The 25,594-nt window shown below is 46.2% G+C and carries 22 protein-coding genes; 17 read left to right on the top strand and 5 right to left on the bottom strand.

Going from position 1 to position 25,594, the window contains the following annotated elements; all coding sequences use genetic code 11:
• The first annotated feature begins 14 nt into the window (after positions 1-14).
• From KP625_RS10125 to KP625_RS10155, 7 genes are all read left to right on the top strand, one after another.
• Entirely contained in the window at positions 15-965 is a 951-nt protein-coding gene (locus KP625_RS10125; RefSeq protein ID WP_238297664.1) for a 3'-5' exoribonuclease YhaM family protein, read from the top strand.
• The gene (locus tag KP625_RS10130; protein WP_238297665.1) at positions 958-1,587 is read left to right on the top strand and encodes a TIGR04100 family radical SAM protein; all 630 of its coding nucleotides are present in this window, start codon (positions 958-960) and stop codon (positions 1,585-1,587) included. Before KP625_RS10125 ends, KP625_RS10130 begins: the two co-directional genes overlap by 8 nt.
• 134 nt (positions 1,588-1,721) lie before the next feature.
• A complete protein-coding gene (locus tag KP625_RS10135) occupies positions 1,722-2,351 on the top strand; it encodes a hypothetical protein (RefSeq protein ID WP_238297667.1) in 630 nt (209 codons plus the stop codon).
• Positions 2,352-2,442: 91 nt separating this feature from the next.
• The gene (locus KP625_RS10140; protein WP_238297669.1) at positions 2,443-3,159 is read left to right on the top strand and encodes a lysophospholipid acyltransferase family protein; all 717 of its coding nucleotides are present in this window, start codon (positions 2,443-2,445) and stop codon (positions 3,157-3,159) included.
• Between the two features lie 31 nt (positions 3,160-3,190).
• Entirely contained in the window at positions 3,191-5,902 is a 2,712-nt protein-coding gene (locus tag KP625_RS10145; RefSeq protein WP_238297671.1) for a DUF4125 family protein, read from the top strand.
• Positions 5,903-6,034: 132 nt separating this feature from the next.
• Complete coding sequence (locus KP625_RS10150) at positions 6,035-9,646, top strand: HD domain-containing phosphohydrolase (protein WP_238297672.1); 3,612 nt, start codon at positions 6,035-6,037, stop codon at positions 9,644-9,646.
• Positions 9,643-10,839, top strand: a complete 1,197-nt coding sequence (locus KP625_RS10155) for a BMP family ABC transporter substrate-binding protein (protein WP_238297674.1) — start codon at positions 9,643-9,645, stop codon at positions 10,837-10,839. Before KP625_RS10150 ends, KP625_RS10155 begins: the two co-directional genes overlap by 4 nt.
• 87 nt (positions 10,840-10,926) lie before the next feature.
• Here KP625_RS10155 and mnmA read toward each other — a convergent pair whose 3' ends face one another.
• Positions 10,927-12,018 carry a tRNA 2-thiouridine(34) synthase MnmA gene (gene mnmA, locus KP625_RS10160; RefSeq protein ID WP_238297676.1) on the bottom strand — a complete coding sequence of 364 codons (1,092 nt, stop codon included), beginning with the start codon at positions 12,016-12,018 and terminating at the stop codon, positions 10,927-10,929.
• 216 nt (positions 12,019-12,234) lie between these two features.
• Between mnmA and KP625_RS10165 the strand changes: the two genes are divergently transcribed.
• From KP625_RS10165 to KP625_RS10175, 3 genes are read left to right on the top strand one after another with little or no spacing between them, the layout of a single operon-like run.
• Entirely contained in the window at positions 12,235-13,131 is an 897-nt protein-coding gene (locus KP625_RS10165; RefSeq protein WP_238297678.1) for a serine O-acetyltransferase, read from the top strand.
• A gap of 11 nt (positions 13,132-13,142) precedes the next feature.
• Positions 13,143-13,817 carry a zinc dependent phospholipase C family protein gene (locus KP625_RS10170; protein WP_238297680.1) on the top strand — a complete coding sequence of 225 codons (675 nt, stop codon included), beginning with the start codon at positions 13,143-13,145 and terminating at the stop codon, positions 13,815-13,817.
• A gap of 20 nt (positions 13,818-13,837) precedes the next feature.
• Positions 13,838-15,490, top strand: a complete 1,653-nt coding sequence (locus tag KP625_RS10175; protein WP_238297681.1) for a GGDEF and EAL domain-containing protein — start codon at positions 13,838-13,840, stop codon at positions 15,488-15,490.
• Between the two features lie 280 nt (positions 15,491-15,770).
• Here KP625_RS10175 and KP625_RS10180 read toward each other — a convergent pair whose 3' ends face one another.
• From KP625_RS10180 to KP625_RS10190, 3 genes are all read right to left on the bottom strand, one after another.
• Complete coding sequence (locus KP625_RS10180; RefSeq protein ID WP_238297682.1) at positions 15,771-16,571, bottom strand: DUF285 domain-containing protein; 801 nt, start codon at positions 16,569-16,571, stop codon at positions 15,771-15,773.
• A gap of 120 nt (positions 16,572-16,691) precedes the next feature.
• The gene (locus KP625_RS10185; protein WP_238297683.1) at positions 16,692-17,366 is read right to left on the bottom strand and encodes a hypothetical protein; all 675 of its coding nucleotides are present in this window, start codon (positions 17,364-17,366) and stop codon (positions 16,692-16,694) included.
• Complete coding sequence (locus KP625_RS10190) at positions 17,353-17,838, bottom strand: RNA polymerase sigma factor (RefSeq protein WP_238297684.1); 486 nt, start codon at positions 17,836-17,838, stop codon at positions 17,353-17,355. Before KP625_RS10190 ends, KP625_RS10185 begins: the two co-directional genes overlap by 14 nt.
• 229 nt (positions 17,839-18,067) lie before the next feature.
• Here KP625_RS10190 and KP625_RS10195 point away from each other — a divergent pair, with 229 nt between their 5' ends.
• The 7 genes from KP625_RS10195 to KP625_RS10225 all read left to right on the top strand — a co-directional run bounded on the left by KP625_RS10195 (position 18,068) and on the right by KP625_RS10225 (position 24,418).
• Positions 18,068-19,036 (top strand): ABC transporter substrate-binding protein, encoded by a 969-nt coding sequence (locus KP625_RS10195; protein WP_238297685.1) that lies wholly within the window; start codon positions 18,068-18,070, stop codon positions 19,034-19,036.
• A gap of 114 nt (positions 19,037-19,150) precedes the next feature.
• Positions 19,151-20,086, top strand: coding sequence for an ABC transporter permease (locus tag KP625_RS10200; protein WP_177970004.1), 936 nt, complete (start codon positions 19,151-19,153; stop codon positions 20,084-20,086).
• Positions 20,087-20,091: 5 nt separating this feature from the next.
• Positions 20,092-20,886, top strand: coding sequence for an ABC transporter ATP-binding protein (locus tag KP625_RS10205; RefSeq protein ID WP_021984572.1), 795 nt, complete (start codon positions 20,092-20,094; stop codon positions 20,884-20,886).
• A gap of 89 nt (positions 20,887-20,975) precedes the next feature.
• Positions 20,976-21,734 (top strand): YlmH/Sll1252 family protein, encoded by a 759-nt coding sequence (locus tag KP625_RS10210; protein ID WP_238297686.1) that lies wholly within the window; start codon positions 20,976-20,978, stop codon positions 21,732-21,734.
• A gap of 86 nt (positions 21,735-21,820) precedes the next feature.
• Complete coding sequence (locus KP625_RS10215) at positions 21,821-22,762, top strand: magnesium transporter CorA family protein (RefSeq protein WP_238297688.1); 942 nt, start codon at positions 21,821-21,823, stop codon at positions 22,760-22,762.
• A 76-nt stretch (positions 22,763-22,838) separates the two neighbouring features.
• On the top strand, positions 22,839-23,564 hold the full coding sequence (locus KP625_RS10220) for a lysophospholipid acyltransferase family protein (RefSeq protein WP_238297690.1): 726 nt from the start codon (positions 22,839-22,841) through the stop codon (positions 23,562-23,564).
• 5 nt (positions 23,565-23,569) lie between these two features.
• The gene (locus KP625_RS10225) at positions 23,570-24,418 is read left to right on the top strand and encodes a patatin-like phospholipase family protein (RefSeq protein ID WP_238297692.1); all 849 of its coding nucleotides are present in this window, start codon (positions 23,570-23,572) and stop codon (positions 24,416-24,418) included.
• A 115-nt stretch (positions 24,419-24,533) separates the two neighbouring features.
• On the opposite strand, the gene KP625_RS10230 is transcribed toward KP625_RS10225, so the two are convergent.
• Positions 24,534-25,577: an asparaginase domain-containing protein gene (locus KP625_RS10230; protein WP_238297694.1), complete on the bottom strand. Its 1,044-nt coding sequence runs from the start codon at positions 25,575-25,577 to the stop codon at positions 24,534-24,536.
• Between the last annotated feature and the right edge of the window lie 17 nt (positions 25,578-25,594).

The following is a 25,594-nucleotide window of genomic DNA, read 5'->3' on the forward strand; positions in this document are numbered from 1 at the left end:
GAGGAAGCATAAACATGAATTATATCAAAGAATTGCATGAAGGCGAGATGATATCGGAAGTCTATCTGTGTAAAAATAAAGTCGTAGCAAAGACAAAAGCCGGTAAAACATATTATTCCCTGCAGTTGCAGGACAAGACTGGTACAGCGGATGCAAAAATCTGGGAACTTTCCAATGCGATTGCGCATTTTGAACCGATGGACTATATCCATATTGATGCGCAGGTGACAAGCTTTAACGGCGCGCTGCAGTTAAATGTCAAGCGCGTGCGCGTGGCTGACGAGGGAGAATATAATGTGGCAGATTATATGCCATGTTCGACAAAAAACATTGACACGATGTATCAGGAACTGTTGGGACTGATTCAAGGTGTAAAAAATCAGTATTTACATAAACTATTGGAAATGTTTTTTATAGAAGACAAGACATTTGTGGAGAAGTTTAAGAAGCATTCTGCAGCCAAGTCTATCCATCACGGATTTATTGGTGGTTTGCTGGAACATTCGCTATCCGTGGCGAAGCTGTGCGAGTATATTGCGGCGAACTATCCGGTTGTCAATCATGATCTGCTGGTAACGGCGGCTATTTGCCACGATATCGGTAAGGTTGATGAGATTTCCGATTTTCCGCAGAACGATTATACCGATGAGGGACAGTTGGTCGGACATATTGTGATGGGTACGATGATGATCGCGGATAAGATACGGGAGATTCCGGGATTCCCAACCAAGCTTGCAAATGAGCTGAAGCACTGCATCCTGGCGCATCACGGAGAATTGGAATATGGTTCACCTAAGAAACCGGCACTGATCGAGGCAATGGCGCTGGCACATGCAGATAATATGGATGCAAAATTGCAGACATTTACCGAGATTATCCGGGAGAACGCAGACAAGACGGAATGGCTTGGATTTAACCGAATGTTTGAAAGTAATGTAAGATTGACAGGTGAGAAAAATGAGTAGTGAAGTAAGAAAAGCAATGACGATATTGTATAAGGTGCATAATGGATTGTATGTGAATCTGACAAATCGCTGTCCGTGTGCATGCACGTTCTGCGAGAGACAGACACGTGATCACGTATCGGAGGTAAATGATGCGCCGCTGTGGCTGGAGCATGAGCCGAGCGTGGAGGAAGTGATTGCGGAATTTGAGAAGACGGATGTGGCTCCGTATGAAGAGATTGTATTCTGTGGATTTGGTGAGCCGACCGAACGGCTGGATGCACTGCTTGAGATTGCAAAATATCTGAAAGCACATTATGATAAGCCGATCCGTATCAATACAAATGGACTTGGCGATTTGATCTGGAACGAAGATATCACACCGAAATTTGCAGGTTTGATCGATACGATTTCCATCAGCTTGAATACACCGGATGCAAAACGGTATCAGGAGATCGTGCGAAGCAAGTTCGGGGATGGCTCCTTTGAAGCAATGCTGAAGTTCGCGAAGGATGCAAAGCGTTATGTACCTAAGGTGGTCTTAAGTACGGTAGAGACGACGATCACGAGAGAAGAAGAGGCAAAATGTCAGGCAATCTGCGATGAATTAGGTGTTACCTACCGGATTCGACCATTTCACTAGTGAATCAGGTAAATAATGTGTGGCTGATGGGTTAATTATGTTTAGCTAATAACCGATAGTATAAGTAGAGATGGGGGTTCCATCTCCAAAAGCACAGGGAAGTGCGCACAATTCTAAGGAAGGAGCAAAAGAACATGGGAATGACAGTAAATGCAATGGCAGGTATGCAGGCTGCAAGTGAGACCGTTTCTGATTACAGCGTAACAGCAAAGGCTGCGGAGACATCCGAGAAGAAGACTTCTGCTGAGACAGAGAAGGATGCGGTTTACGAGAAGAGCACGCAGGAAAGTGCCAAGGCACCATATTCCATCAACAAGATGAGCAAGGAAGACCGCGCAGCTTTGGTAAAGCAGCTTAAGGCGGATCAGGAGAGCAGACAGAACAGTCTCACAAATCTCGTCTCACAGATGCTTGGTAAGCAGGCTGGTATGTACGGAATTGCAAATGGAGACGATTCTATCTGGAAGATCTTTGCAAATGGAAACTTCACTGTGGATGCAGCAACAAAAGCGCAGGCACAGGAAGATATCTCCGAGGATGGATACTGGGGCGTAAAGCAGACCTCACAGAGATTGTTTGATTTCGCAAGTGCTCTCGCCGGTGACGATGAGGACAAGATGCGTGAGATGCAGAAAGCAATGGAAAAGGGCTTTAAGCAGGCAACCTCCGCATGGGGCAAAGATTTGCCGGATATCAGTAGTAAGACATTGGATGCAGCGAATAAACTGTTTGATGAATACTACAAGTCAAAACAGAGCGAATAAATACATAAAAGGTTTGCTATTTCTAACAATTCAGTGTTACAATAAAAGGGTCTTTGACAAGATCCTTTTATTTTTTTGACGGAGAGAGAAAATGCTACGATTTTGGTATGTGATTATTATCTCTTTGCCTTATATTATTTACTATTTGGCGAAGGGAAGTTATATAGAGAGAAATGCGGAACGCTATTCTGAGGCAGATCGTTATCGGGTGGCACTTCGCGTGATTCATGTCATGAAGCGAAATGGCAGAATCCGGACGAATGTAACCGGAGTGGAGAACCTTCCGGCGGATGGCGGTTATGTGTTATATGCAAATCATCAGGGGAAGTATGATGCGCTTGGAATTATGGACGCACATAAGAAGCCTTGTACTGTGATGATGGATGCGAAACGTTCGAAGATGATTATTGTCAATCAGTTTATAACATTGATTGACGGCTGCCGGATCGACAAGACAGACATTAAAAGTCAGGTTGAAGCAGTCCGTAAAGTTACAAAGGAGGTAAAAAAGGGCAGACGATATATCGTATTTCCGGAGGGTGGGTACTTTCACAACCGGAATGCAATCAAGGAATTTATGCCAGGGGCGTTCAAATGTGCAGTGCGCGCGAACTGTCCGATCGTTCCGGTATTGCTGATCGATTCTTACAAGCCATTTGAGATTAATTCTCTGCGGCGAGTCAAAACACAGGTGCATTTCCTGCCAGCAATCTATCCGGAAGAGTATGAGGGGCTTACGACGGAACAGATTGCGAAGCTGGTGCGAAACCGCATTGTCGATGCGATGCAGTTAAAGGCGTGTGCATAGAAATATTCGGGGAAATGAGGAGGTACGACCGATGGATATCAATCAGGTGTTGATGGATTATGATAATATGTTTGGAAGTCATTCGCTGGAAGATATAGAAGATTTCCTGACAACGAATATTGAAGTGGCGATGGATGAGCGGGATTATACATCGGCACTTTCCTTGCTGAACGAAATGATGGGGTTGTGCAGAGATACAAAACAAAATGCAAAAGGGCTTCGTTATTGTGCAGACATCGAGGACACGCTTGTCAAGATGGGAATGGAAGGAACCGTGGAATACGCAACCGGATTGTTAAATGTTGCAAATTCCTACCGTATCTTTGGATATTATATGAAGGCACAGAGTCTGTTTGAACGTGTGGAAGTGATCTACAGAGAGAAGCTTTCGGCAGGGGATTACCGCTTTGCAACGCTTTATAATAACTGGGCGTTTGTCTATCAGAGCAGTGGAGAATTGAGACAGGCGGAGAATATGTTCCGGCAGGCACTTTCGGTTGTGGATATGCAGCAGAATGCATGGGAAGAACAGGCAACCACACGGTGCAATCTGGCGCAGGTTCTGTTGCAGCTTGCGGGTGGTGCACCTGCGGGAAAAAATGGACAGCGTGTGGACGGAACGACCGCGTCTATGATGTATGAGGAAGCTTTGCAGTGTCTGGAACGGGCGCTTCGAATCTTTGAATGGGATGGAAAAAGGGACTATCATTACAGCACGGCGCTTGCGACGATGGGAGATGCGCTATGTATGCGGGAAGCATATGTGCAGGGAGCAGACTATTATGCGCAGGCGATGCAGGAAATGGAGAAACATGTTGGAAAGACCGATGCGTATCTGCAAATCGAAGAGCGGTATAAACAGGCGAAGTATTACGCAGAGGAAATGAAAAAAAGAGAAGATGAAGAGGAAGAAGAACAGACGGCTGTTCTGACGGCGGATATGAAACCACACACATCGGTGGAGTATCTGACGAATATCGTGCATATGGGTGAGAAACATGCAGAATCTGTGCCGAAAGATATTGTACCAGCGTCATCTGCACCGCAGGATAAAGATTATGTGGATACATTATCAGAAGATGTCGTACAGCCAGATGCTAAAGATAACTGGCTGCACGTATGCAAACGGTTTTATGAGATGTATGGAGCAAAGATGATCCATGAGGAATTTCCGGATTACGAAGCCAGGATTGCAGTTGGGCTCGTTGGTGAGGGCTCAGAATGCTTTGGGTATGATGATGCGATTTCCCGTGATCATGATTTTGCACTTGGGTTCTGCCTGTGGCTTTCAGAGGAAGATTATCGCAGTGTCGGTGCGATGGTGCAAAAATCATATGAACAGCTTCTGGTCGATTTTGGAGACGAATTTTTGCGGCAAAATGGAATTGAGGCACCGACGAATTCAGTGAATAAAGTATTATCTCACAGAAGAGGTGTATCTTCTGTACGGGAATTCTATGAAAATCTCCTTGGTGTAAAAGTACAGAAAACACCAGAGGGTGGCTATATCCTTCCTGATAGCTGGAGACAGATATCGGAAGAGAAGCTGGCTGCGGCGACAAATGGTATGGTGTTCCGGGATGATATAGGAGCATTTACAAAGGTGCGGGAGAGTCTGCTTGAATATTATCCGACGAAAGTGTGGATGATGCGGCTTGCGGAGAAACTGCATGGATTTGCTCAGACTGCACAGACGAATTATGCGCGGATGATGGCAAGACAGGATTATGTCACCGCGAGTCTTTGTGTGACAAAAGGAATGCAGTATACAATGGAGATCATATATCTGTTGAACCAGAAATATGCCCCTTATTATAAGTGGATGCGGAAGGGACTGCAGAGTTTATCGCTGATCGACAGTGTGGCTCCAATTCTTGACCGGATCGCTGTAATTCCGAATCAGGCAGCAGCCTGGGAAGGACGTACATATAGTGCGTATGAGACGAATTATAAGGATGAGATTGTATCCTGCTTTGAGGATATTGCTGAGTATCTGTTGATGGAATTAAAGATGCAGGGTGTTGTGAAGGGAACAGATACATTTTTGGATGTATATGCACAGGATCTGATACAGCGAGTGGATCGTGGAGATTTTGGCGCAGTAGAGGATGCCGAGATGGAGGCAAATTACCGAGAATATGTGAATGATCTGAAGCAGGCGGCAAGAGAAAAAAATACCGAAACATCCAAGTACGATCTAGAAGAAGCGATGGGGCTGGCACATGAAGTAGGAACGGAGGAGCGTTTTGACAGGGAGGAAGTCATCGCAGCGATCATTGATGCAGAGTGGAACCTGTTTGGAAGCGTTATATATCCAGATGACTGGAATACATTTTTTATCATGCGAAAAAGCCGTTACATGGCATGGCCGAATGAATTACTCACAAGCTATCTTCAGGATTGCAGATCAGGGGATGCCGTGACTGTTACACGAGGAGAAAAACGAATTGCAATTGAAGAGGATCTGGTACAGTTGCAATTAGACTGGCTGCAGAAATTCATTGATCACTATCCGAAGATGGCGGGCTATGTGCGTTTTATCTATACGAATGATGCACAGGAAACTATTGAGTGTGCGCTGCGCAGAGATATGGCAGCTTATGGAGACCGGACGTTTATCTTATTTGGTAAATTTGTGACCGATATTGCACAGGCAGAGGGTAATCTGACATATGATATTATGAATTATATGGCGTGCCTGTATGGATATGGCGGGGTTGAGGATGCTGAGCGGCAGTTGTAACTTCTCTGCTTTTTATCCCAGAAAAACGCATTTCGTCCCAGAAAACTTGACGGAATCTCAAAAATCTGATAAAAAAATAAGTTAGAGTACAAAAGAGTGGGATTTCGTCGTTGGAACGAGAGAGGATAGCATATGCGAAAGAACGAGAGATGGTATATCATCTGTATCAGTGTGATTGCATGCATATTTTTGAACTATGCAGGGAAGATGTTCGGGGAACGGTTGGAACTTCCACTTTGGCTGGATTCGTTTGGAACCGTGCTGATTGCGTACCTGCTTGGTCCCGTGTGCGGTGCAGTTGTTGGAATCTCTCTGAATATCGTGTATGGTGTGTTGTATTCCTATACGTATATTATATATGGCTCGGTCAGTCTGGCAATCGGTGTGATCGTTGGCATCTGTGCGAAACGCCGCTGGTTTGAGCATCTGTTTGGGACACTTTCGGTCGGCTTTCTGCTGACTGTGGTTTCGGTTACCGTGTCAGTTCCGTGTAATTATATCTTCTTTGACGGGCAGATCGAGAATGTATGGGGCGATGGTATTATAGCTCTGTTTACAGGGATTGGCATCAACAGTCTGGTGAGTCATATCGCCGGACAGTTTTATATTGACTTTCTGGACAAGGTACTGATGTGCCTGTGTCTTTATTTCTTAATTAAACTTTCACGAAAAATCAGGGAAAAAGGTATATCGAAAAAATCAGGCAGACGCAAACCCGAACGGCTTGTTTCTGCGCTGCTTGTAATGGCGCTTGCCGGACAGCTCATGTCTGCTGCGGGTGTTGTAAGCTATGCGGCGGAGGAGGGAAGCATCGATTTTGACCGGTATGTACAGACGATTTACAACAACGACAACGGTCTGCCGGGCGGCAAGGCAAATGATATCGCGCAGACGACGGATGGCGTGTTGTGGATTGGAACATATGGTGGTTTGTACCGATACAATGGATCGCAATTTACGCTGATGGATAATTTCGAATCGGTCAAGAACGCGAATTGCCTGTATACGGATGAGGCAGGACGTTTGTGGATTGGAACCAATGACAGCGGACTTTCCATCTGTATCAATGACAATATTGCAAATGTTCTGGATGTCAAGGATGGTCTTGGTGCGGATTCTGTCCGGTGCATTACGCAGGGGGCGGACGGAAGATATTATGTGGGAACAACCGGGAGTCTGTCCGTGGTGACACTGTCCGGCGGTCTGTCGGTCGAGACAAATATAGAGGAAATCGTCTATGCATACAGTGTGAGTGCAGATGCGGAAGGCAATGTGGCTGTGGTAACGGATGATGGCATGTTATATCTCGTGCGCGACACGGAGGTAGTTGCCAAATATCAGGATAAAGAAAACGGATTTACCTGCTGCCGGTTTGCGGAGGACGGCAGTCTGTATGTAGGAACTGCTTCTGATAAAATGATCAAATATGCAGTAAAGGAAGATGGTCTTGTAGAGAAAAAGACGATTCGCTGTCAAAGCCTGTCGGAAATTTCGTCTATCACGATACAGGAGGGCATTGTCTATTTGTGCGCATATAACGGTGCAGGGTATCTGGATCAAAATGACCGGTGCCATGAGATTAAGATGAACCAGTTCAACAGTTCTCTGGAACATATGCTGATCGATTATCAGGGGAATTACTGGTTTGCATCTTCCCGGCTTGGTCTGCTTCGTATGTGTCAGTCGGTATTTACGGATATAAACGTGGAAGCCGGATTGGATACAAAGGTTGTAAACAGCACGGCTTATTGGCAGGGGGATTTGTATATCGGCATGGATGAGGGACTGGCGGTCGTTGACGGTGACTGGAATCGGGAAATCGAAAATGCATGGACGAAAGAGCTGGAAGGGGTGCGTATCCGAAATCTGATGGTGGACAGCCGGGATGATCTGTGGGTTGCAACGGCCGGAAAAGGTGTGTATCAGATATCTCCGAATGGCAGTCTGCGAGTGTATGATGAGACAGTAAATGCGAACGGACAGCGCTTTCGCTCGTTGATCGAACTGGAGGACGGAACGATTATGGCATCCGGGGATTCCGGTATCACGTATATCAAGGATGGAACGGTAACAGGCACACTCGGAAGTGCAGATGGACTGGAGAATACGAAGCTCCTCTGTCTTTTGGAATGTGCAGACGGCAGTGTGCTTGCGGGCAGTGATGGCGCAGGCATCTACCGGATACAGGACGGCAAGGTGACAGGACATTATTCCAAGGAAGACGGACTTTCTTCCGGCGTTGTCATGCGGCTGGTGGCATCTTTGCAGGAAGACGGTGTATTCATTGTCACGAGTAACAGCCTTTCTTATATGGATGCAGATGGGATGATCAGGGAATTTACGAATTTCCCTTATTATAATAATTTTGATGTCGTGGAACGGCAGGATGGAACCTTGTTTGTGCTGGGCTCCGCGGGAATCTATGTTGTGGATAAGCAGACATTGTTCGATGGCGGAGAACTGGAATATAAGCTATTGAATGCGAAGATGGGACTGCAGAAGAGTCTCACGCCAAATTCATGGAATTATCTGGATGAACATGAGAACCTCTATCTGTCTACGGATACCGGGGTTGTGAAGCTGAATCTGAATCAGTATGATGTGGCGACGCGCTCCTATCGAATGTATGTGAAGTCCATCAAGGTGGACGATGCGATCGTCAAGGTGGAACGTGGAGAACCGACGATTTTGGAGCGTGGGGTAAGCCGAATCGAAATCGTGCCGGAGGTTGTGAATTATTCCGTCAATGACCCGTACGTCAGTGTTTGGCTGGAAGGATTCGACAAGGAACCGAAGATTGTCCGACAGAGTGAGCTTACCAATATCGTATATACGAATCTGTCAACGAATACATATATATTCCATTTAGCCGTGCTGGACAGCAAGGGACAGTCCGTGTTGGCAGAAAGCACATACACGATCGAGAAGGAAAAGGAAATTTACGATTATTGGTGGTTCCGACTGTATGCGATTTTTGTGTTCGCACTGGCGATGTTCTACATGGCATGGCTGTTGATCCGGACGCAGATCCAGCGGACGATCGCGATGCAGAAGCGGGAACTCGAACTTGCAAAAAATCAGATTGAGATGGGAAATGAAACCGTACTCACAATCGCGCGTACCGTGGATGCCAAGGATGAGAATACAAGCCAGCATTCCATGCGTGTATCGGAGTATTCTGTGTTGATCGCAAAACGGTTAGGATTTACAGAGGAGCAGTGTGAGACACTTCGGAAAACAGCACTGCTGCATGATATTGGAAAGATCGGTATTCCGGACCGTGTGCTGAACAAACCTTCGAAGCTCGACGATGAAGAGTATGAGATCATGAAGTCCCACGTGGTAAAAGGGGCAGAGATCCTAAAGAAATTTACCCTGATCGACAACGTGCAGGAGGGGGCACTCTACCATCATGAACGCTACGACGGCAGAGGGTACGTGCATGGACTAAAGGGCGAGGAAATCCCGCTAAATGCGCGGATCATAGGTATTGCGGATGCATTTGATGCGATGACGGCGAACCGTGTCTATCGAAAGAAACTGGATTTTGGCTTTGTGCTTGGAGAGTTAAAGAAGGGGCGCGGAACCCAGTTTGATCCGAAGCTGGTGGATATCATGCTGTCACTGATCGAAGAGGGCGTGATTGATGTCTCGAAATTGTATGAGCCGCAGGAAAAAAGAGATCCGGTAAATACCGAGGCCGCAGATGAGGGCAGCAGCCATAAGAAGGAGGAGAAGGCATGAAGAAAACCTATATTTTGACTATCTTAAGTGCATGTCTCGCAATCCTCGCTATCTTTGGTCTGCAGCGCACGGTGTTTGACAAACAGCAGGGAAAGCATGTGACGGTCGGAATCATCTATGTCGGTGATGAGAGTACGGCGTATACAATGAATTTTGTCAAGGCGCAGAATGCGATTGAAAATGAATACGGGGATCAGGTAGAGATTATAAGTAAATATAATATTCCGGAGGGAAGTGAAGCGGTTGCCTTGCAGGAATTAGTCGATGCCGGCTGCGACATCATCTTTGGTACGAGCTATGGCTATGGAGTAACGATGAAGCAATATGCGAAGCAGTATCCGATGATCGAATTTTGTCAGGCAACATGCTCGAATGCGAACGAGGATGAGGTACTTGTAAATTATCATACGTTTATGGGAGCCATCTATGAGGGGCGCTATGTGTCCGGTGTGGTTGCCGGCATGAAAATAAAGGAACTGATCGAGCAGGGGAAGATTACAGCGGAGCAGGCAAAGGTTGGTTATGTCGGGGCCTATCCGTATGCGGAAGTGATCTCCGGTTATACGGCGTTTTTCCTCGGCGTGCGCGAGGTTGTACCGGAGGCGACGATGGTTGTGCGTTATACGAACACATGGGATGATTACATTTTGGAGAAGAAATGCGCGCAGGCACTGATCGAAGAGGGCTGCGTGATCTTGTCCCAGCATTCGGATACGACCGGACCTGCGGTTGCGTGTGAGGAGACAGACAGTACGCAGGAAGTATATCTGGCATCATATAATCAGAGTATGGCAGATGTTGCACCGACGACGTATCTGACGGGCTGTAAGATCAACTGGGTACCATATATGACGGCGGCAGTTGGTGCCGTGCTTGATAACAAGTCTATCGAGTCGCGGGTAAAGGGAAATGTCAATGGACAGGATATCGGCGCCGGTTTCGACGAGGGCTGGGTGGAAATGCTTGAGCTGAATGAAGTGGTAGCGGCAAACGGAACGAGAGAGAAGATCGATTCTCTGGAAAATGATTTTAAGAAGGGCAGTGTACATGTATTTCAGGGCGACTATCTCGGCGTGAATCCGAACGATACGAGTGATACGTATGACCTGAACAAGGAATACGTCGAGAACCGGAACTGTTCTGCCCCGACGTTTGATTATATTCTGAAAGATGTCATAACAATTGAAGAATAGAATTCTGAAATGATCCGGAAGAATAATAAGAACCCGCAAATGCGGGTTCTTATTATATTAGAAAAATCAGATATACGGGTTGCCGTCCTAATATAATTTCTCTGTCTCGCAGATCGTGCCGCCGCCAACCACGATGTCTCCGTCGTACAGGACAACCGCCTGCCCTTTGGTGATGGCGCGCTGCGGCTCATCGAAGACAACTTCAATCCTGCCATCCGGTAATGGATTTACGGCAGCCGGTGCTTCCGCGTGACGATACCGCACCTTTGCCGTGACACGGAGCGGTGCATCTAATCGTTCGATGGAGATGAGGTTCACATCCTCTGCGATGAGACGACGGGAGAAGAGATCTTCATTTCGTCCAAGCACGACCTGATTTTTTTCCGTGTCAATCTCCATAACATACATCGGCTCTTTCAGGGCGAGACCAAGCCCCTTTCTCTGTCCGACCGTATAATGGATGATGCCCTTGTGACGCCCTAAGACATTGCCGTGGACATCGACGAAATCACCCTCCGGATAGACCTTGCATGCGTGCTGTTCGATAAACTTTGCATAGTTTCCGTCCGGGACAAAGCAGATATCCTGACTGTCATGTTTTTTCGCATTGACAAACCCATGTGCTTCGGCAATGGCACGCGTCTCACTCTTTGGCATACCGCCGAGTGGGAACTGGGTATGTGCAAGCTGATCCTGCGTCAGGGAATAAAGCACATAGCTTTGATCCTTGCCCGCGTCGACGGCTTTCTTCAACAGATAACGACCGGTCGATTCATCCTGCGCGATCTGTGCATAATGTCCGGTTACGACATAATCGAGCCCCAGTTCTGTGGCGCGATGATACAGATACTCGAACTTCAGATAGCGGTTACAGTCGATGCATGGATTCGGCGTGATGCCACATTCGTAGCAGTGTACAAACTTGTCCATGACCTGCTCCTTGAAATGCTCCTTGAAGTTCATGACATAATAATCCATGCCCAGCCGCTGTGCCACGGCACGGGCATCCTCGATGTCGTCTAAGGAACAGCAGGTGTGCTCCTTGTTGATAACGATATCATCATTTTGATATAATTTCATCGTGGCGCCGATGCATTCGTAGCCCTTTTCTTTCATAAGATAGGCGGCGACGCTGCTGTCAACACCTCCGCTCATTGCGATCAATGCTTTCTTATTCATAGCTCCTCCGAAAAATTCCTTGGACTTTTCCTACCTAAAATAGTATAGTATAAATATTGAAAATATAAATAGCCATTGCACATCCGCGCAATTTTTCTATATCATAATATAGTATGAAGAGAATTGCAATATTTGCGTCCGGTATAAAAAGCAGACCGGCAGATGCATCTGCGGATATGAGGTGGTTATGATTTGAATAGATATTGGAGGCAGGTCATGGGAACAATTGTAACAAAGACGATTCAGGCGGCGACCGCGCGCCTGAAGCAAAATTATGAAGAACAGAAGATTTTTGACATGTCGCTGGGTGACTGCGTACCGGATCGGGATGCCATTATCTCGATTATTGAAGGACTGCGCACGGTCACATTTCCGGGATTTTTCGGTTCCGAGAATATGGCGTATGTGTCAAAGGATAATTTCGCCGGAAGCACACTGGCGATCCTCTATGAAAGATTATTCAAGCAGATTCGTGTTGCATTAAAATTCGACAACCGCGCTCTGGCAGATACAGAAATCCGTGCGAAAGCAGAGGAGTATACGTCGACATTTATTGCGAAGATTCCGGACATTCAGGCGATGATCTTAAAGGATGTGGATGCGGAGTTTAACGGCGATCCGGCAGCAAAGGATCATCAGGATATCATCCTTTCTTATCCGGGTATCTTTACGATTTTTGTATATCGGTATGCACATGTGTTATATGAATTAAAGGTTCCATATATTCCACGTATTATGACGGAATACGCACATGGACTGACCGGAATCGACATCAATCCGGGCGCAACGATCGGTGAATATTTCTGTATCGACCACGGTACTGGTATTGTCATCGGTGAGACAACGACGATCGGTGAGCATGTGAAGATCTATCAGGGCGTGACGCTCGGTGCGTTGTCAACAAGAAAAGGCCAGTTGTTATCGGGGGTGAAAAGACATCCGACGATCGAGAATAATGTGGTGATTTATGCGAATACTACTATCTTAGGTGGCGAGACAGTGATCGGTGAGAATTCGGTTGTAGCCGGTAACTCTTTTGTCACGACATCCATTCCGGCGAATACAAAGGTCGCTTCCATGCAGCCGGAACTGGAAATAAAAGAGCAGAAGTAGGGACGTAAATTATGCAGACCAAAGATCATTTCGCCCTCGGGCGATATCTTGCACATGCATTTGAAATCAAAGAACCAGCAAAAAGATACGCATTTGTGGTGGGAAATATCATGCCGGATGTCAACAAAGGCTCGTACATCCACGGATATTTTCAACTGCTGTGCGCCCATAGACGACAAACGGACGCGGGACCTTTGTCGCTGAATGACCATCGGCGTATGCTGATCGGTGGCCATACAGCGGAAGGGTCTCGTTTTTTCGTCAATCGGATGTACCGCGTACTCCGGAGAAAGAACCGATTGTCCGTGTATGATTATTACAGGCTTGGGAAAGCGATACATTATCTGGCAGACCGTTTTACCTACCCACATACGATGGGGTATGCAGATGGATTTTTTGCGCACATCCGTTATGAAAAAGAACTGCATATGTATATGCGTGACATGTTAGCCATCCTGCCGAATATGCGTGTAGCAGTGGAAATATGTTTTGCGCGGACAAGCTTTAACAGCCTCTATCGTTCGTATCGGAGGGAACAAGACGGAATCGGAACGGTTTTGCACGATTGCTTTCATATTCTGGCGGTTTGTATTGCTTATTTGGAAAATATCTTATATAATAAGAAGGAAATAGGATGCAAAAAAAGTAAACATTCTGATATGCATACACAAGAAAATGAAAAGTGAGAGGGAAGGAGCGTGTATGAGTGGACAAATCAGAATTTGAATCGCGTTATTTTGACCTGGTGGCAAATGCACCGGGCAAAACGTTTTTATTTTATGGAAATATCAAAGAAGATACAACACGCTGGTCCGCATCGGCAGTGGAATATTTTGGTTTGCCGGGAGAGGTGTTCGGTGATTCCACGCGGGAATGGATCAGCCGGATTCACCCGGAGGATGTGGAACAGTATACAGAGGATATCATGGAGCTGTTTCATGGTGTGACGCCGTATCATAACTGCGAGTACCGCATCAAGAACGCACAGGGAGAGTATGTGTGGGTGAACTGCCGCGGGTATATGACGTATGATGCGGACGGAAACGCAGACTGGTTTGGCGGACTTGTCACGAACATGGGACATCGGACGAAGATTGATGCAGTAACCAATCTATGGACGCTGTATCAGTTCCGGAGTGAATTAAACCGCCTGCTCGATGACCACGCCCATGGCGGGATATTGATGATCGGTCTGGAAAATTTCAAGCGGATCAATGCAGAGTACAGCTATGAGTTTGGCGACAAGGTATTGGCGCAGATCAGTGAGAAGCTGTTGGAGGGTGTGCATCATAACTGCCACGTGTTCCGGATGGATGGTGCGAATTTTGCTGTAATCATGCAGGATGCCGGCGTGGAACGAGTTGTAGAATATAAGAATTTCGTTGAGGATTTTATGAAGAATCTCGTTGTCTCCGGACAGCCGGTGCACCTGCGGTTTAAGTCGGCGGCTGCATTCTTTCCGGAGGATGGGGAGTTTTTAGACCAGATACAGAGTAATCTGTTCTATGCGCTCGACCATGCGAAGCTGACGAATACCGAAGATGTTGTATTTTACAGCAAGGAATTATTTGCGCAGAAGAAATATACCACAAGATTGAAGGATACAATTCGGGAATGTGTCGAGGAAGACTGCAAGGGCTTCCGTATCGTAATGCAGCCGGTGGTGGAGACAAAGAGCGAAGAATGTGATGCTGCGGAAGTATTGCTACGATTTACACATCCGGAATTCGGTGTGATCGGGCCGATGGATTTCATTCCGATACTGGAGAACTCCAAGGAGATCATCCGGGTTGGTAAATGGGTGATTGACCAGTCGTTGCAGACACTTGACAAGTGGCGGGAGCAGATTGGACATATGCCATTAAAGCGTTTGCAGATTAATGTTTCTTACATACAATTTAAAGATCCGACGCTTTTGGATTACGTTGTGGAACGTCTGGATCATTACCAGATTCCGCATGATGCGATTATGCTGGAACTGACGGAGAGCTGTCGTGTGGAGCACACGTCATTTTTATCGGATGTTCTGCAGACTTTCAAGGATGCGGGCATCAGCATTGCGCTGGATGATTTCGGAACCGGATATGCATCACTTACAGTACTTAAGGATATCCCTGCCGACATGGTAAAGCTAGACCATACGATGACACGAAGCATCACGGAAAAGCCGAAAGACAAGGCGCTGATCGAGTTCATCGTGAGCTATTGCAAGAAGGTCGGAATTGCCGTCTGTGCCGAGGGTGTCGAGAAGGTGGAAGCCCTCTCCATCGTGCGTAACGCGGGCGTTGAATGCATCCAGGGGTACTACTACGACAAGCCGCTGGAACTCGATACATTCTACCGGAAATATGTAAGATAAATGAAACACACCATATCAACTGCATATATCCAGTATCGGTTCGAGTAAATACGATGTATTGAAACTAAGAAGTTCTAAATGTTCTGATTTATACTATGGTAATGTACGCAACCGCCGCCAATTCGCCGTCCATGGCTCAGTGGCGGCTTGTTTGAACGTCGTGTTCAAACATTGCTGTGTACTTACAGAACATTAAGAACTTCTAAGTTCCAAACATATGTATGTTACTCGTATCCATGTGGTTTCTTTTTGTTAGTGTATATGCAAATTCCGTTAGCCGTCAACTTAGTCTTGACTTTACGTAGTTGAAATCTTGGTTATACTGGTTGTCAATCTTCTCTTCTCCGAACATGCAGTCCGTGAACATATCTGTCGTGTTTGTGCCCGGCGCTATGACGAAGCCTTCGCCGAAGTCGGTCTTGCCGAGGAAAACGCTCTCATAGAACATGTGATCCATATTTGTTACCTGGGAAGTCACGAAACGCTCCGGGAACTTCAAGCCGTCCGGAATACGACACTCTGAGAACATGTACTCCATGTTTGTGACATGGGTCGTATCGAAGATCTTGCCGAAATCAAATGCCTCCGATACGGAGCTCTGGTAGAACATGTAACGCATGTCCTCGACCTCCCTTGTATGGAAATGGTCGCCCAAAGAAAATCCCTTCGGCATGACGCAGCCCGCGAACATCAGGTTCATATCCTTGATGCCGCGCGTGTTGAACAATCCGCCGATCTGGAATCCTTCTGGAAGAGTTACCCAGGAAAACATACCACAGCAGCTGCTTGCGTTGATTGGAACTTCCAATCTACCACCCTTGAAATCACGATAATTAAACTTTAAAATCTTTTTTCCGTTCCAGTTTTTCGTTGGCATAAAACAAGTTGGATTGTAGAGAACCCAGTGCTTGTCACCGGTGCCTTCCAAAAACCATTTATAGTTTGGTACACCGATCCGGTTTTGGAACCACATACGCTCGGAGTCATCATTGACATCGATAAAATAGGAATTTTCTTCATATACAAAGTGGTCACGACCGAATATTTTCTGACGTTCGATTTCTTCTTTTCCGGCTAGCATTAAAATTACCCCCTGTTGCTAATCAATTCGTACAAAAAATGCATGATTATTTGCATATTTTGCACAATAGTCTGTAATGATTATAGCGGATACAGGGGGTAGTTGCAACGGCAAAATCAATTATTGTGCAGATTCGGTCACGGTTTCAGTCTGTTCGATGCCGGTTTCATCTATTTTGTAGGAACCGCCCTGCTCTAACAGAGCGTCTGCGTCAACTCCAAGGTCTTTTTCAGCTTTCGCAAACCATACAGGCGTCTCATCCGGATTCGCCTCGTCAGTTGGGATATTCATCGTGTTGAAAATATATTTCCCCTCTGCATTGAAGATATACTCTGCCCAGCCATAGCTTTCCACGGTTCCGCCTGCGATGAGCACATGCTTATTTCCCTCGGAATCGGTGTAATCCTTCCGGAAATAGTCTGTGTCGCTGCACTGATCGGTGATGTCTGTTTTCTCATCATTCAGATTTAGATACAGGCGTCCGTTCTCGGCGGTCGTGTAAGAAAGATCCCCGGTTTTTTCGATGGTAAATGTAACCGAGTTGTCGTCTTCGGAGATCTCCACATTCGAGCCATCTGCCATAACAATGATTGTGTGCACGAGAGATTTCCCGGTCGCTGCGTAACAGATGCCGTTTGATGCGGCAAAAAGCATTACCAGACATGCGGCAGTATAGCATATGCGCCGGACAACACGCGTGGTGCGGCTGTGCCGGATGGATGTCTGGTTTAAGTTGATTTCCGCGTCGGTGGTCAGGCAGTCAAATGCCTGCTTATATTTTTCATGATTCGTCATAGTTCCAATCCTCCTTAATTATCTTGCGGAGAGCAGCACGTCCACGGTTCAGGCGAACCTTGACGTTGCTCTCGCTTACATGCAGAATCTCTGCGATTTCTTTGATGGAATAATCCTCATAATAAAAGAGATGAATCACGGTGCGTTGTTTCTCAGGAAGCTTCATAACCGCTTCAAATAATTCTTCACTCTGTGAATCCGGAAAATTCAGCTCTTCCATATAGGATTCAAGGGATTGCCGGTGCTTCCGCCAGAACGACCGGAGTGTGTTCCTGGATTTGTTGATCGTAACCCGCATCAGCCAGGCACGGATGTGCGACTCGTCATCGTATTCCTTATTTGCAATATGGTATTGCACGAATGTGTCCTGTACGATATCCTCTGCATCTTCCCGGTTCTTGCATATGTTGAAGGCAATCCTGTATAAATGAGATTGATATTCGTCAATCAATATGCGTATTGGTATTCTCATATAGCATATCCTCCGTTTGTTTCAAAAGGCCTTTCAAAGATTATACACATGGCAGAGGAAAAAGGTTACAAAATATTGACAAATATAAAAAATAGTGGTTTAATCGGTTACTGAAATACTTTATTGCACTAAACCGTTAACTCATTAACATATTAGTGTAAAAGAAACAAAGAAACGAAAAGATAGAGATGGGACAAAGACACCCATATCGATGAGGAGGATGAAAAGTATGAGAAAATTCAAGAAATTCCTTGCTGTTGCATCTGTTGCTGCAATGACACTTTCCCTTTGCGCCTGTGGAGGCAAGAAGGATGATACTTATACGGTAGGTATCTGTCAGTTAGTACAGCATGAGGCACTCGATGCCGCAACAAAGGGCTTTAAGGATGCTTTGGTAGAAGAGTTTGGTGAAGACGGAATCAAGTTTGATGAGCAGAACGCACAGGGCGATCCAAATACCTGTTCAACAATCATCAACGGTTTTGTGAGCAGTGATGTAGATTTGATCCTTGCAAATGCAACGCCTGCATTACAGGCAGCAGCAGCTGGTACAGACACAATTCCGATTCTTGGTACATCCGTAACAGAATATGGTGTTGCACTTGAGATTTCCGATTTTAACGGTACAGTTGGCAGAAATATTTCCGGTACATCGGATCTTGCACCGTTGGAGAGCCAGGCAGACATGATCAAGGAGCTGTTCCCGGATGCAAAGAAGGTTGGTCTTCTTTATTGTTCTGCTGAGGCAAACTCACAGTATCAGGTAGATACGGTAAAGGCTGCTTTGGAGAAGCTTGGATATACATGTGAGTATTATTCATTCTCAGATTCCAATGACCTTTCGACTGTCACAACATCTGCAGCGAACGCAAGTGATGTAATCTATGTTCCGACGGACAACACAGTTGCTGCCAATACAGAGATCATCAAGAATATCTGTATGCCGGCAAAGACTCCGGTTGTTGCAGGTGAGGAAGGTATCTGTAAGGGCTGTGGTGTCGCTACACTTTCTATCAGCTACTATGATTTAGGTGTTGCAACAGGTAAGATGGCAGCGAAGATCCTGAAGGGTGAGTCTAAGATTGAGGAGATGCCAATCGAGTATGCACCACAGTTTACGAAGAAGTACAACAAGGATATCTGTGATGAGCTTGGTATAACCGTACCGGACGATTATGAGGTAATCGCAAACGAGTAATGGAAAAGCATAGCGAAAACAAGCGTATTTACTTGATTTTTGCTGTATTATTATAGTATAGTAGTCGGGTAGAGTTTTTCTACCCGATTTTTGTTATATAAAGGAGAGAAAGAAATGGATGTAAGTGCTTTATTCAATGCCATGCCGGGCGCGATTGCCCAAGGTCTGATCTGGGGCATTATGGCGATTGGCGTGTACATCACGTTCCGGATTCTGGACATCGCCGATTTGTCTGTCGATGGAACGATGTGTACCGGTGCAGCAGTATGTATTATGTTGATGCAGAAGGGATACCATATAGCAGCCGCGATGGCGATCGCGACACTTGCCGGTATGCTCGTGGGTCTTGTAACAGGTTTGTTCCACACGACGATGGGAATCCCGGCGATCTTAGCAGGTATTCTGACACAGCTTGGTTTGTGGGGTGTGAACCTGAAGATTATGGGAAAGGCAAATCAGCCGATCAATGTCGACAAATACGATCTGGCAGTTTCTCTTCGTTACATCAAGAGAGTTGCATTCTATAAGAATTCTATTTTTGTCGTATTTATATTTATGATTGTTGTCATCGGAATTTTGTACTGGTTCTTCGGTACAGAGCTTGGAAGCTCACTTCGTGCAACGGGTTGTAACGAGAATATGGCGCGTGCACAGGGTATCAACACGAATTTCAACAAGGTTCTCGGTTTGATGATTTCAAATGGTTTAGTTGCATTTGCAAGTGCCTGCCTCGGACAGTATCAGGGATTTGCAGATATCAATATGGGTAAAGGTGCGATTGTCATCGGTCTGGCATCGGTTATCATCGGAGAAGCCATATTCAGCCGTATCTTCAAGAACTTCGCATTGAAGCTTCTGTCGGTTGGTATCGGCGGTGTGATCTACTTCATTGTATTGCAGATTGTTATCTGGCTCGGTGTTGACACAGACTTGTTGAAACTGTTCCAGGCGCTTATTGTAGCAGTGTTCCTTGCAGTGCCTTACTGGAAGGGAAAGCATTTCAACAAGGGTAAGAAGCTTGCGGCATCCGCAGAGAAGAAGGAGGCGTAAATACTATGTTAGAGCTGAAGAATATTTATAAGACCTTCAATGCGGGAACGGTCAATGAGAAAATGGCGTTAAGAGGACTGAATCTGACGCTGGAGGATGGCGATTTCGTAACTGTCATCGGTGGAAACGGAGCCGGTAAGTCTACGATGTTAAATGCAATCGCAGGTGTATGGCCGGTCGATCAGGGACAAATCCTGATCGGGGATGCCGATGTGACAAAGCTTCCGGAGTATAAGCGTGCCAAATATCTCGGACGTGTGTTCCAGGATCCAATGACCGGAACAGCAGCGACAATGGAGATTCAGGAGAATCTGGCACTGGCACTCCGACGGGGAGACAGCCGTACTTTGAAAGCCGGAATCACGAAGAAGGAGCATGCAAAGTATCGTGAGATGCTGGCAACACTGGGACTTGGCCTTGAAGATCGTATGACCTCCAAGGTAGGACTTCTGTCCGGTGGACAGAGACAGGCACTCACATTGCTCATGGCAACCTTGAAGAAGCCGAAGCTTCTGCTTCTCGATGAGCATACAGCAGCCCTTGATCCAAAGACGGCAGCGAAGGTGTTGCAGACGACAGATATGATTGTTAACCGTGATAATCTGACCACTTTGATGATTACACATAATATGAAGGATGCAATCGCACACGGAAACCGTCTGATCATGATGATGGATGGCAATATCATTCTCGATATCCGTGGTGAAGAGAAGAAGAAGCTGACGGTTGCAGATCTGCTTCACAAGTTTGAAGAGGCAAGCGGCGAGGAATTTGCGAACGACAAGGCGATTCTTGGCTAGTCGAGCGTGACAGAACGATTGCAAATGAGCGGCGTGGATGTTGCGCGCAGGTCATCATGTTTATGCGTGGTGACAGGTAAGATAGAATTATGAATGAAGAACAGGTATTGATTGCGCGTTTGCAGGACTTGGCGAAGCGTGCATACAGACAAAATATTTATACATACACCGGATTCTTAACTTCCGCGGAGCTTGCGGTGGTCTATGAGAAGCAGGCGGATTTCTCCTTCGTGGGGATGACCTGCTTCGGTGGAACGCCGGAGTGTGAACGGCAGATGGTACAGTTTGGTTCGGAAGAATTGTTTGGTTATGAGGGAGTGTTTCCTATCTCGATTATTCTGGTAGAACCACTGCTGGATAAATTCGCTGAAGATTTGAGCCATCGCGATTTTCTCGGTGCACTCATGAATCTGGGGATTGAACGGTCTGTGCTCGGTGACATTCTGGTAAAGGATGGAAAGCGGGCATATATTTTCTGTCAGGAGAATATCGCTGCATATATTATGGAGCAACTGACAAAGATAAAACATACGAACGTGAAAACATCTCTCGTGGAGGGCGGGATCGAGGATCTGAAGCCCACACTTGAGGATATACACGTGATTGTCAGTGCACCGAGGTTTGATGCCATCGTTGCAGCTGTCACGAAATGCTCCCGCAACGAGACGCTGGATATGTTCCGGGCGAAGAAAGTTACACGGAACGGCAGAATCGAGGAACGCAACAGTCTGGTCTTAAAAGAGGGCGATAGTTTCTCGGTCCGCGGGTATGGAAAGTTTCGGTATTGCGGTGCCGGAAGTGAGACGCGAAAAGGCAGAGTGAATATTTATTTAAAGAAATATATTTAGGGGTTTCCGAATGGGAAAAGTCGTGATAAAATATGTGACAGTGAGGCTTTTGCCATGAAAAAGGGAGACAATGAGGCGAGAAGGATATGATCAGTAAGTACATTACAGAGAATGGAAAATTCAGACAGATTGATGAGTTTATGCCTGGTACATGGATCAATCTGACGGCGCCGACACAGGATGAGAGTCTTGAGATTGCAAGAAGATATAATGTGGATCTCGCAGATATCCGGGCTGCGCTGGATGATGAGGAATCATCCCGTGTGGATGTCAACGATGATTATGTTTTAATATTATTTGATATTCCGTCGGTGGAGATCCGACACAATCAGGAGGCATATACAACCATCCCGCTGGGGGTTGTATGGACGGATGATGCAATTATTACGGTGTGTTCGGCGGAAACTCCGGTGCTGAAGCATTTTATTGTCAATAATATACGGGATTTTACTACGAAGAAGCAGGTACGTTTTACTTATCAGATTATGTATCGGACGAGTATGTTATATCAGTCGTATCTTCGTATTATTGACCGGCGCAGACTTGAGATGGAGGAACGTATGGGAGGCGCAACGGAAGATGCCGATATCGTCAACCTGCATGAGATGGAATCCAACCTGGTGTATTTTGATACATCATTGCGTGCGAATCGGATGGTTGTAGACCGTCTGACACGGTATAGCGGAATCCGGAAATTCCCGGAAGATCAGGAATTGCTGGATGATGTGATTGTCGAGAATCTGCAGGCGATAGAGATGACGCAGATCTACCGGGATATCTTAAAGGGTACACGGGAGCTGATGTCAACCGTGATCGATAACCGTCTGAACAACATCATGAAGCTGCTGGCTGCGATTACAATCGTCATGTCCATACCGACGATTATATCGGGATTATATGGTATGAATGTAAATGGCAATGGTATGCCATTTTCAAAGGAGCCATGGGGATTTATGATTATATGTGTGCTTACGCTTGTCATCTGCATTGTTGTGACAATCGTGCTGCGAAAAAAGAAGATGTTGTGATAGATCCTGTTTGCAGGCAGACACAGAATTATGCAGGATGGCATGGGGAGATAAGGGTTGAGATAGATTGAAAAATTTGAGATTTAAATTCGTTGTTGCAACGAGTCCGTTGTTCGTTGCCACGCATATTCCGCGTGCGAATTATATGATAAAACACAAAGAAAAATACACCGAACAGCAACGGTATGCATTTGCGATGAAAATCGAGAATCATATGCGCAGACGTGCCCGTACGAAAACCGATGTATATGGCAGGGAGAATCTGCCACAGGATGGCGGTTATATCATGTATGCGAACCATCAGGGCAAATACGATGCACTTGGGATCATGCTGGCACATCCAAAGCCGTGTGCGATGTTGTGGGAAGAGAAATCCGCAGACCGTCTGGTTGCAAGACAGGTATGTGGTCTGGTGGAGGGAACCACGATATCGTTTGAGGATCCGAAGCAGCAGATCGGAGCGTTGAAGACGATTGCCGAGCGCGTGAAGGCGGGGAAACCGTATTTGATTTTCCCGGAGGGCGGGTATACCGATAATAAAAATGAGTTACAGGAATTTAAGTCCGGGTGTTTTGCGTGTTCATTAAAATCAAAGACTCCGATCGTACCGGTTGTGATTTACGATTCGTGGCGGTCAATGGATACAAACACCTTCGGTAAGGTCCGGACACAGGTGCATTTTCTCCCACAGATTCCTTATGAGGAATATGGGAAGCTGCGGAAGCCGGATGTATGTGAGTTGGTGAAGATGAGGATACAGGAGAAGCTGGATGAATTAAAGGAAGCAGATCCGAGGAGATGAAAAACGTGAAGACAGGTATTGTATTAGAGGGCGGTGCGTTCCGTGGGCTTTTTACTGCAGGAGCATTGGACTGCCTGATGGATAATCAGATAGTATTTGATTATGTGGTAGGAGTATCTGCCGGCGCTGGAAACGCAGTTAATTATCTGGCAGGACAAAAAGGCCGTACCAAATGGACAATCACCGCAAGCGGTGAAAATGCATATTATGGCGTCAAACAGATGCGCAAAAGCAAAAAGATGCTTGATTTAGACCGTATGGTGATGGAGTTTTCGCACAAGCAGTACCCATTTGATTTTGAGAAATTCCTTGCGTCACCATCGGAAGTAGAACTCGTGGTGACAAACTGTGAGACCGGAAAAGCGGAATATATCGCGAAGACAGACGATGAGAAGCGTATGCTGACAGCAGTGAAGGCATCGTGTTCGGTTCCGGTACTGTGTAATCCGGTCGAGTTAGATGGGTTTCACTATATGGATGGAAGTCTGGCAGATTCGATTCCGGTGAAGCGGGCATTTACGGTTGGATGCGACCGGGTAGTCTGTATACTGACCAGAAAACCGGAAGAAGCACCGACAAACTATGGGAAGATTCGTGTACTGATGCGGACATATAAGAAGAAGTATCCGGCGTTCTATGATACACTGATGCGCAGGAGAGAGATGTACGCGAAGCAGTTAGACCGGATTGACCGCTACGAGAAGGAAGGAAAGCTTCTGGTGCTTCGTCCGGAGTTAGACAGTATCAGCAAGTTCGAACAGGATAAAGAAAAGCAGGAAGCATTCTATCAGAACGGTTACGGTCAGATGGAAGCAAATCTTCAGAAGCTGCAGGAATTCATGCAGGGAAAGTAATTGAATATGAATATAAAAAGTGTACGACGGCGTACACTTTTTTATTAGGTAAATTTGGATATATCATATATGAGGCTTGTATCTGGCATGTGAATGGTATGACATGTCTGCACGTTCATTCGTCGTTCCGGCTGTATCTGTACCACAGGTACATATACGCGACAATCGGACTGTATTCCGGGAGTGGGATAATCCTGAGAGACTCATAAACTGCCTTGCTGTCATAATCCGTGGATTCTGCGGAAATTCCGGTCAGATAGATCGGGATTTTTTTGTGCGCAGCCTGTTCGGCGAGTGCAAGCAGGGATGGAGATTTGGTATTAATCGTACCAGAATGGTAGGCACGGATTAACACTGCGCGTGCGCCGTCCGGCAGGTGATACCGGATGCCCGGCATAGATTGGAAAAAGCATACAGGACAGGCTGCATTGAAGAAGGCGCCTGATGTGCAAATGTTATCTGGTGCAAAGCAGCCTATAACAGAACATTTCCGCAGAACGGGCGCGATTGCCTCTGCATATGCATCATAGGGGCGTTCATACAGACTGTCATCAAACGGACGATGATTGTAGATGCCAAGTGCATTATAGATTTTTGGCGAATCCCCTGTGTTGCAGTAAGCGATGCCGACGGCTGTTGGAAGAATCGGGAAGTTCGGGGTATACATAGCCGTTGCTGTATCCGGAGAAACAGGTGTTTCATTGGAGGTTCCCTGTCCGGAATGCGTATGCTTCCAGTCGTATATGTAATCAACTGCAGCAGTGAAGTTCGTCAGTCCATTTGCGCGTGGATCATCTAAGATATAATTGCTGGATACAAGCAAAACCGGAATTTTGGCATAGGCAAAGCACATACCAAGTGCGGCAGCGGTAAAAGGAAGCGTATCGGTTCCGTGTGTGATGATAATGCCGTCTATTTCTCGTGTGAGCTGCTCCCGTACACTGGCAATCAGCAGATTCAAATGCGAACCATTCATATATTCACTTAAGGTTGTATAAGGTTCCACTGTTATAAAATGCGGAAAATCAGGATTATCTTTAGCTTGTGATTCGTTATACATTTCCAAAAGGCGGTATGGCATTTGTGAATCGGTTGATACATAGTTCTGTTGTATCGATGAGCCGATTGTGCCTCCCGTAAAGATTACTGCAATATTCATATAGCTGCTCCGTTTCT

This window comes from Eubacterium sp. MSJ-33 (genome assembly GCF_022174665.1).
Taxonomy (GTDB): Bacteria; Bacillota; Clostridia; order Lachnospirales; family Lachnospiraceae; genus Coprococcus_C.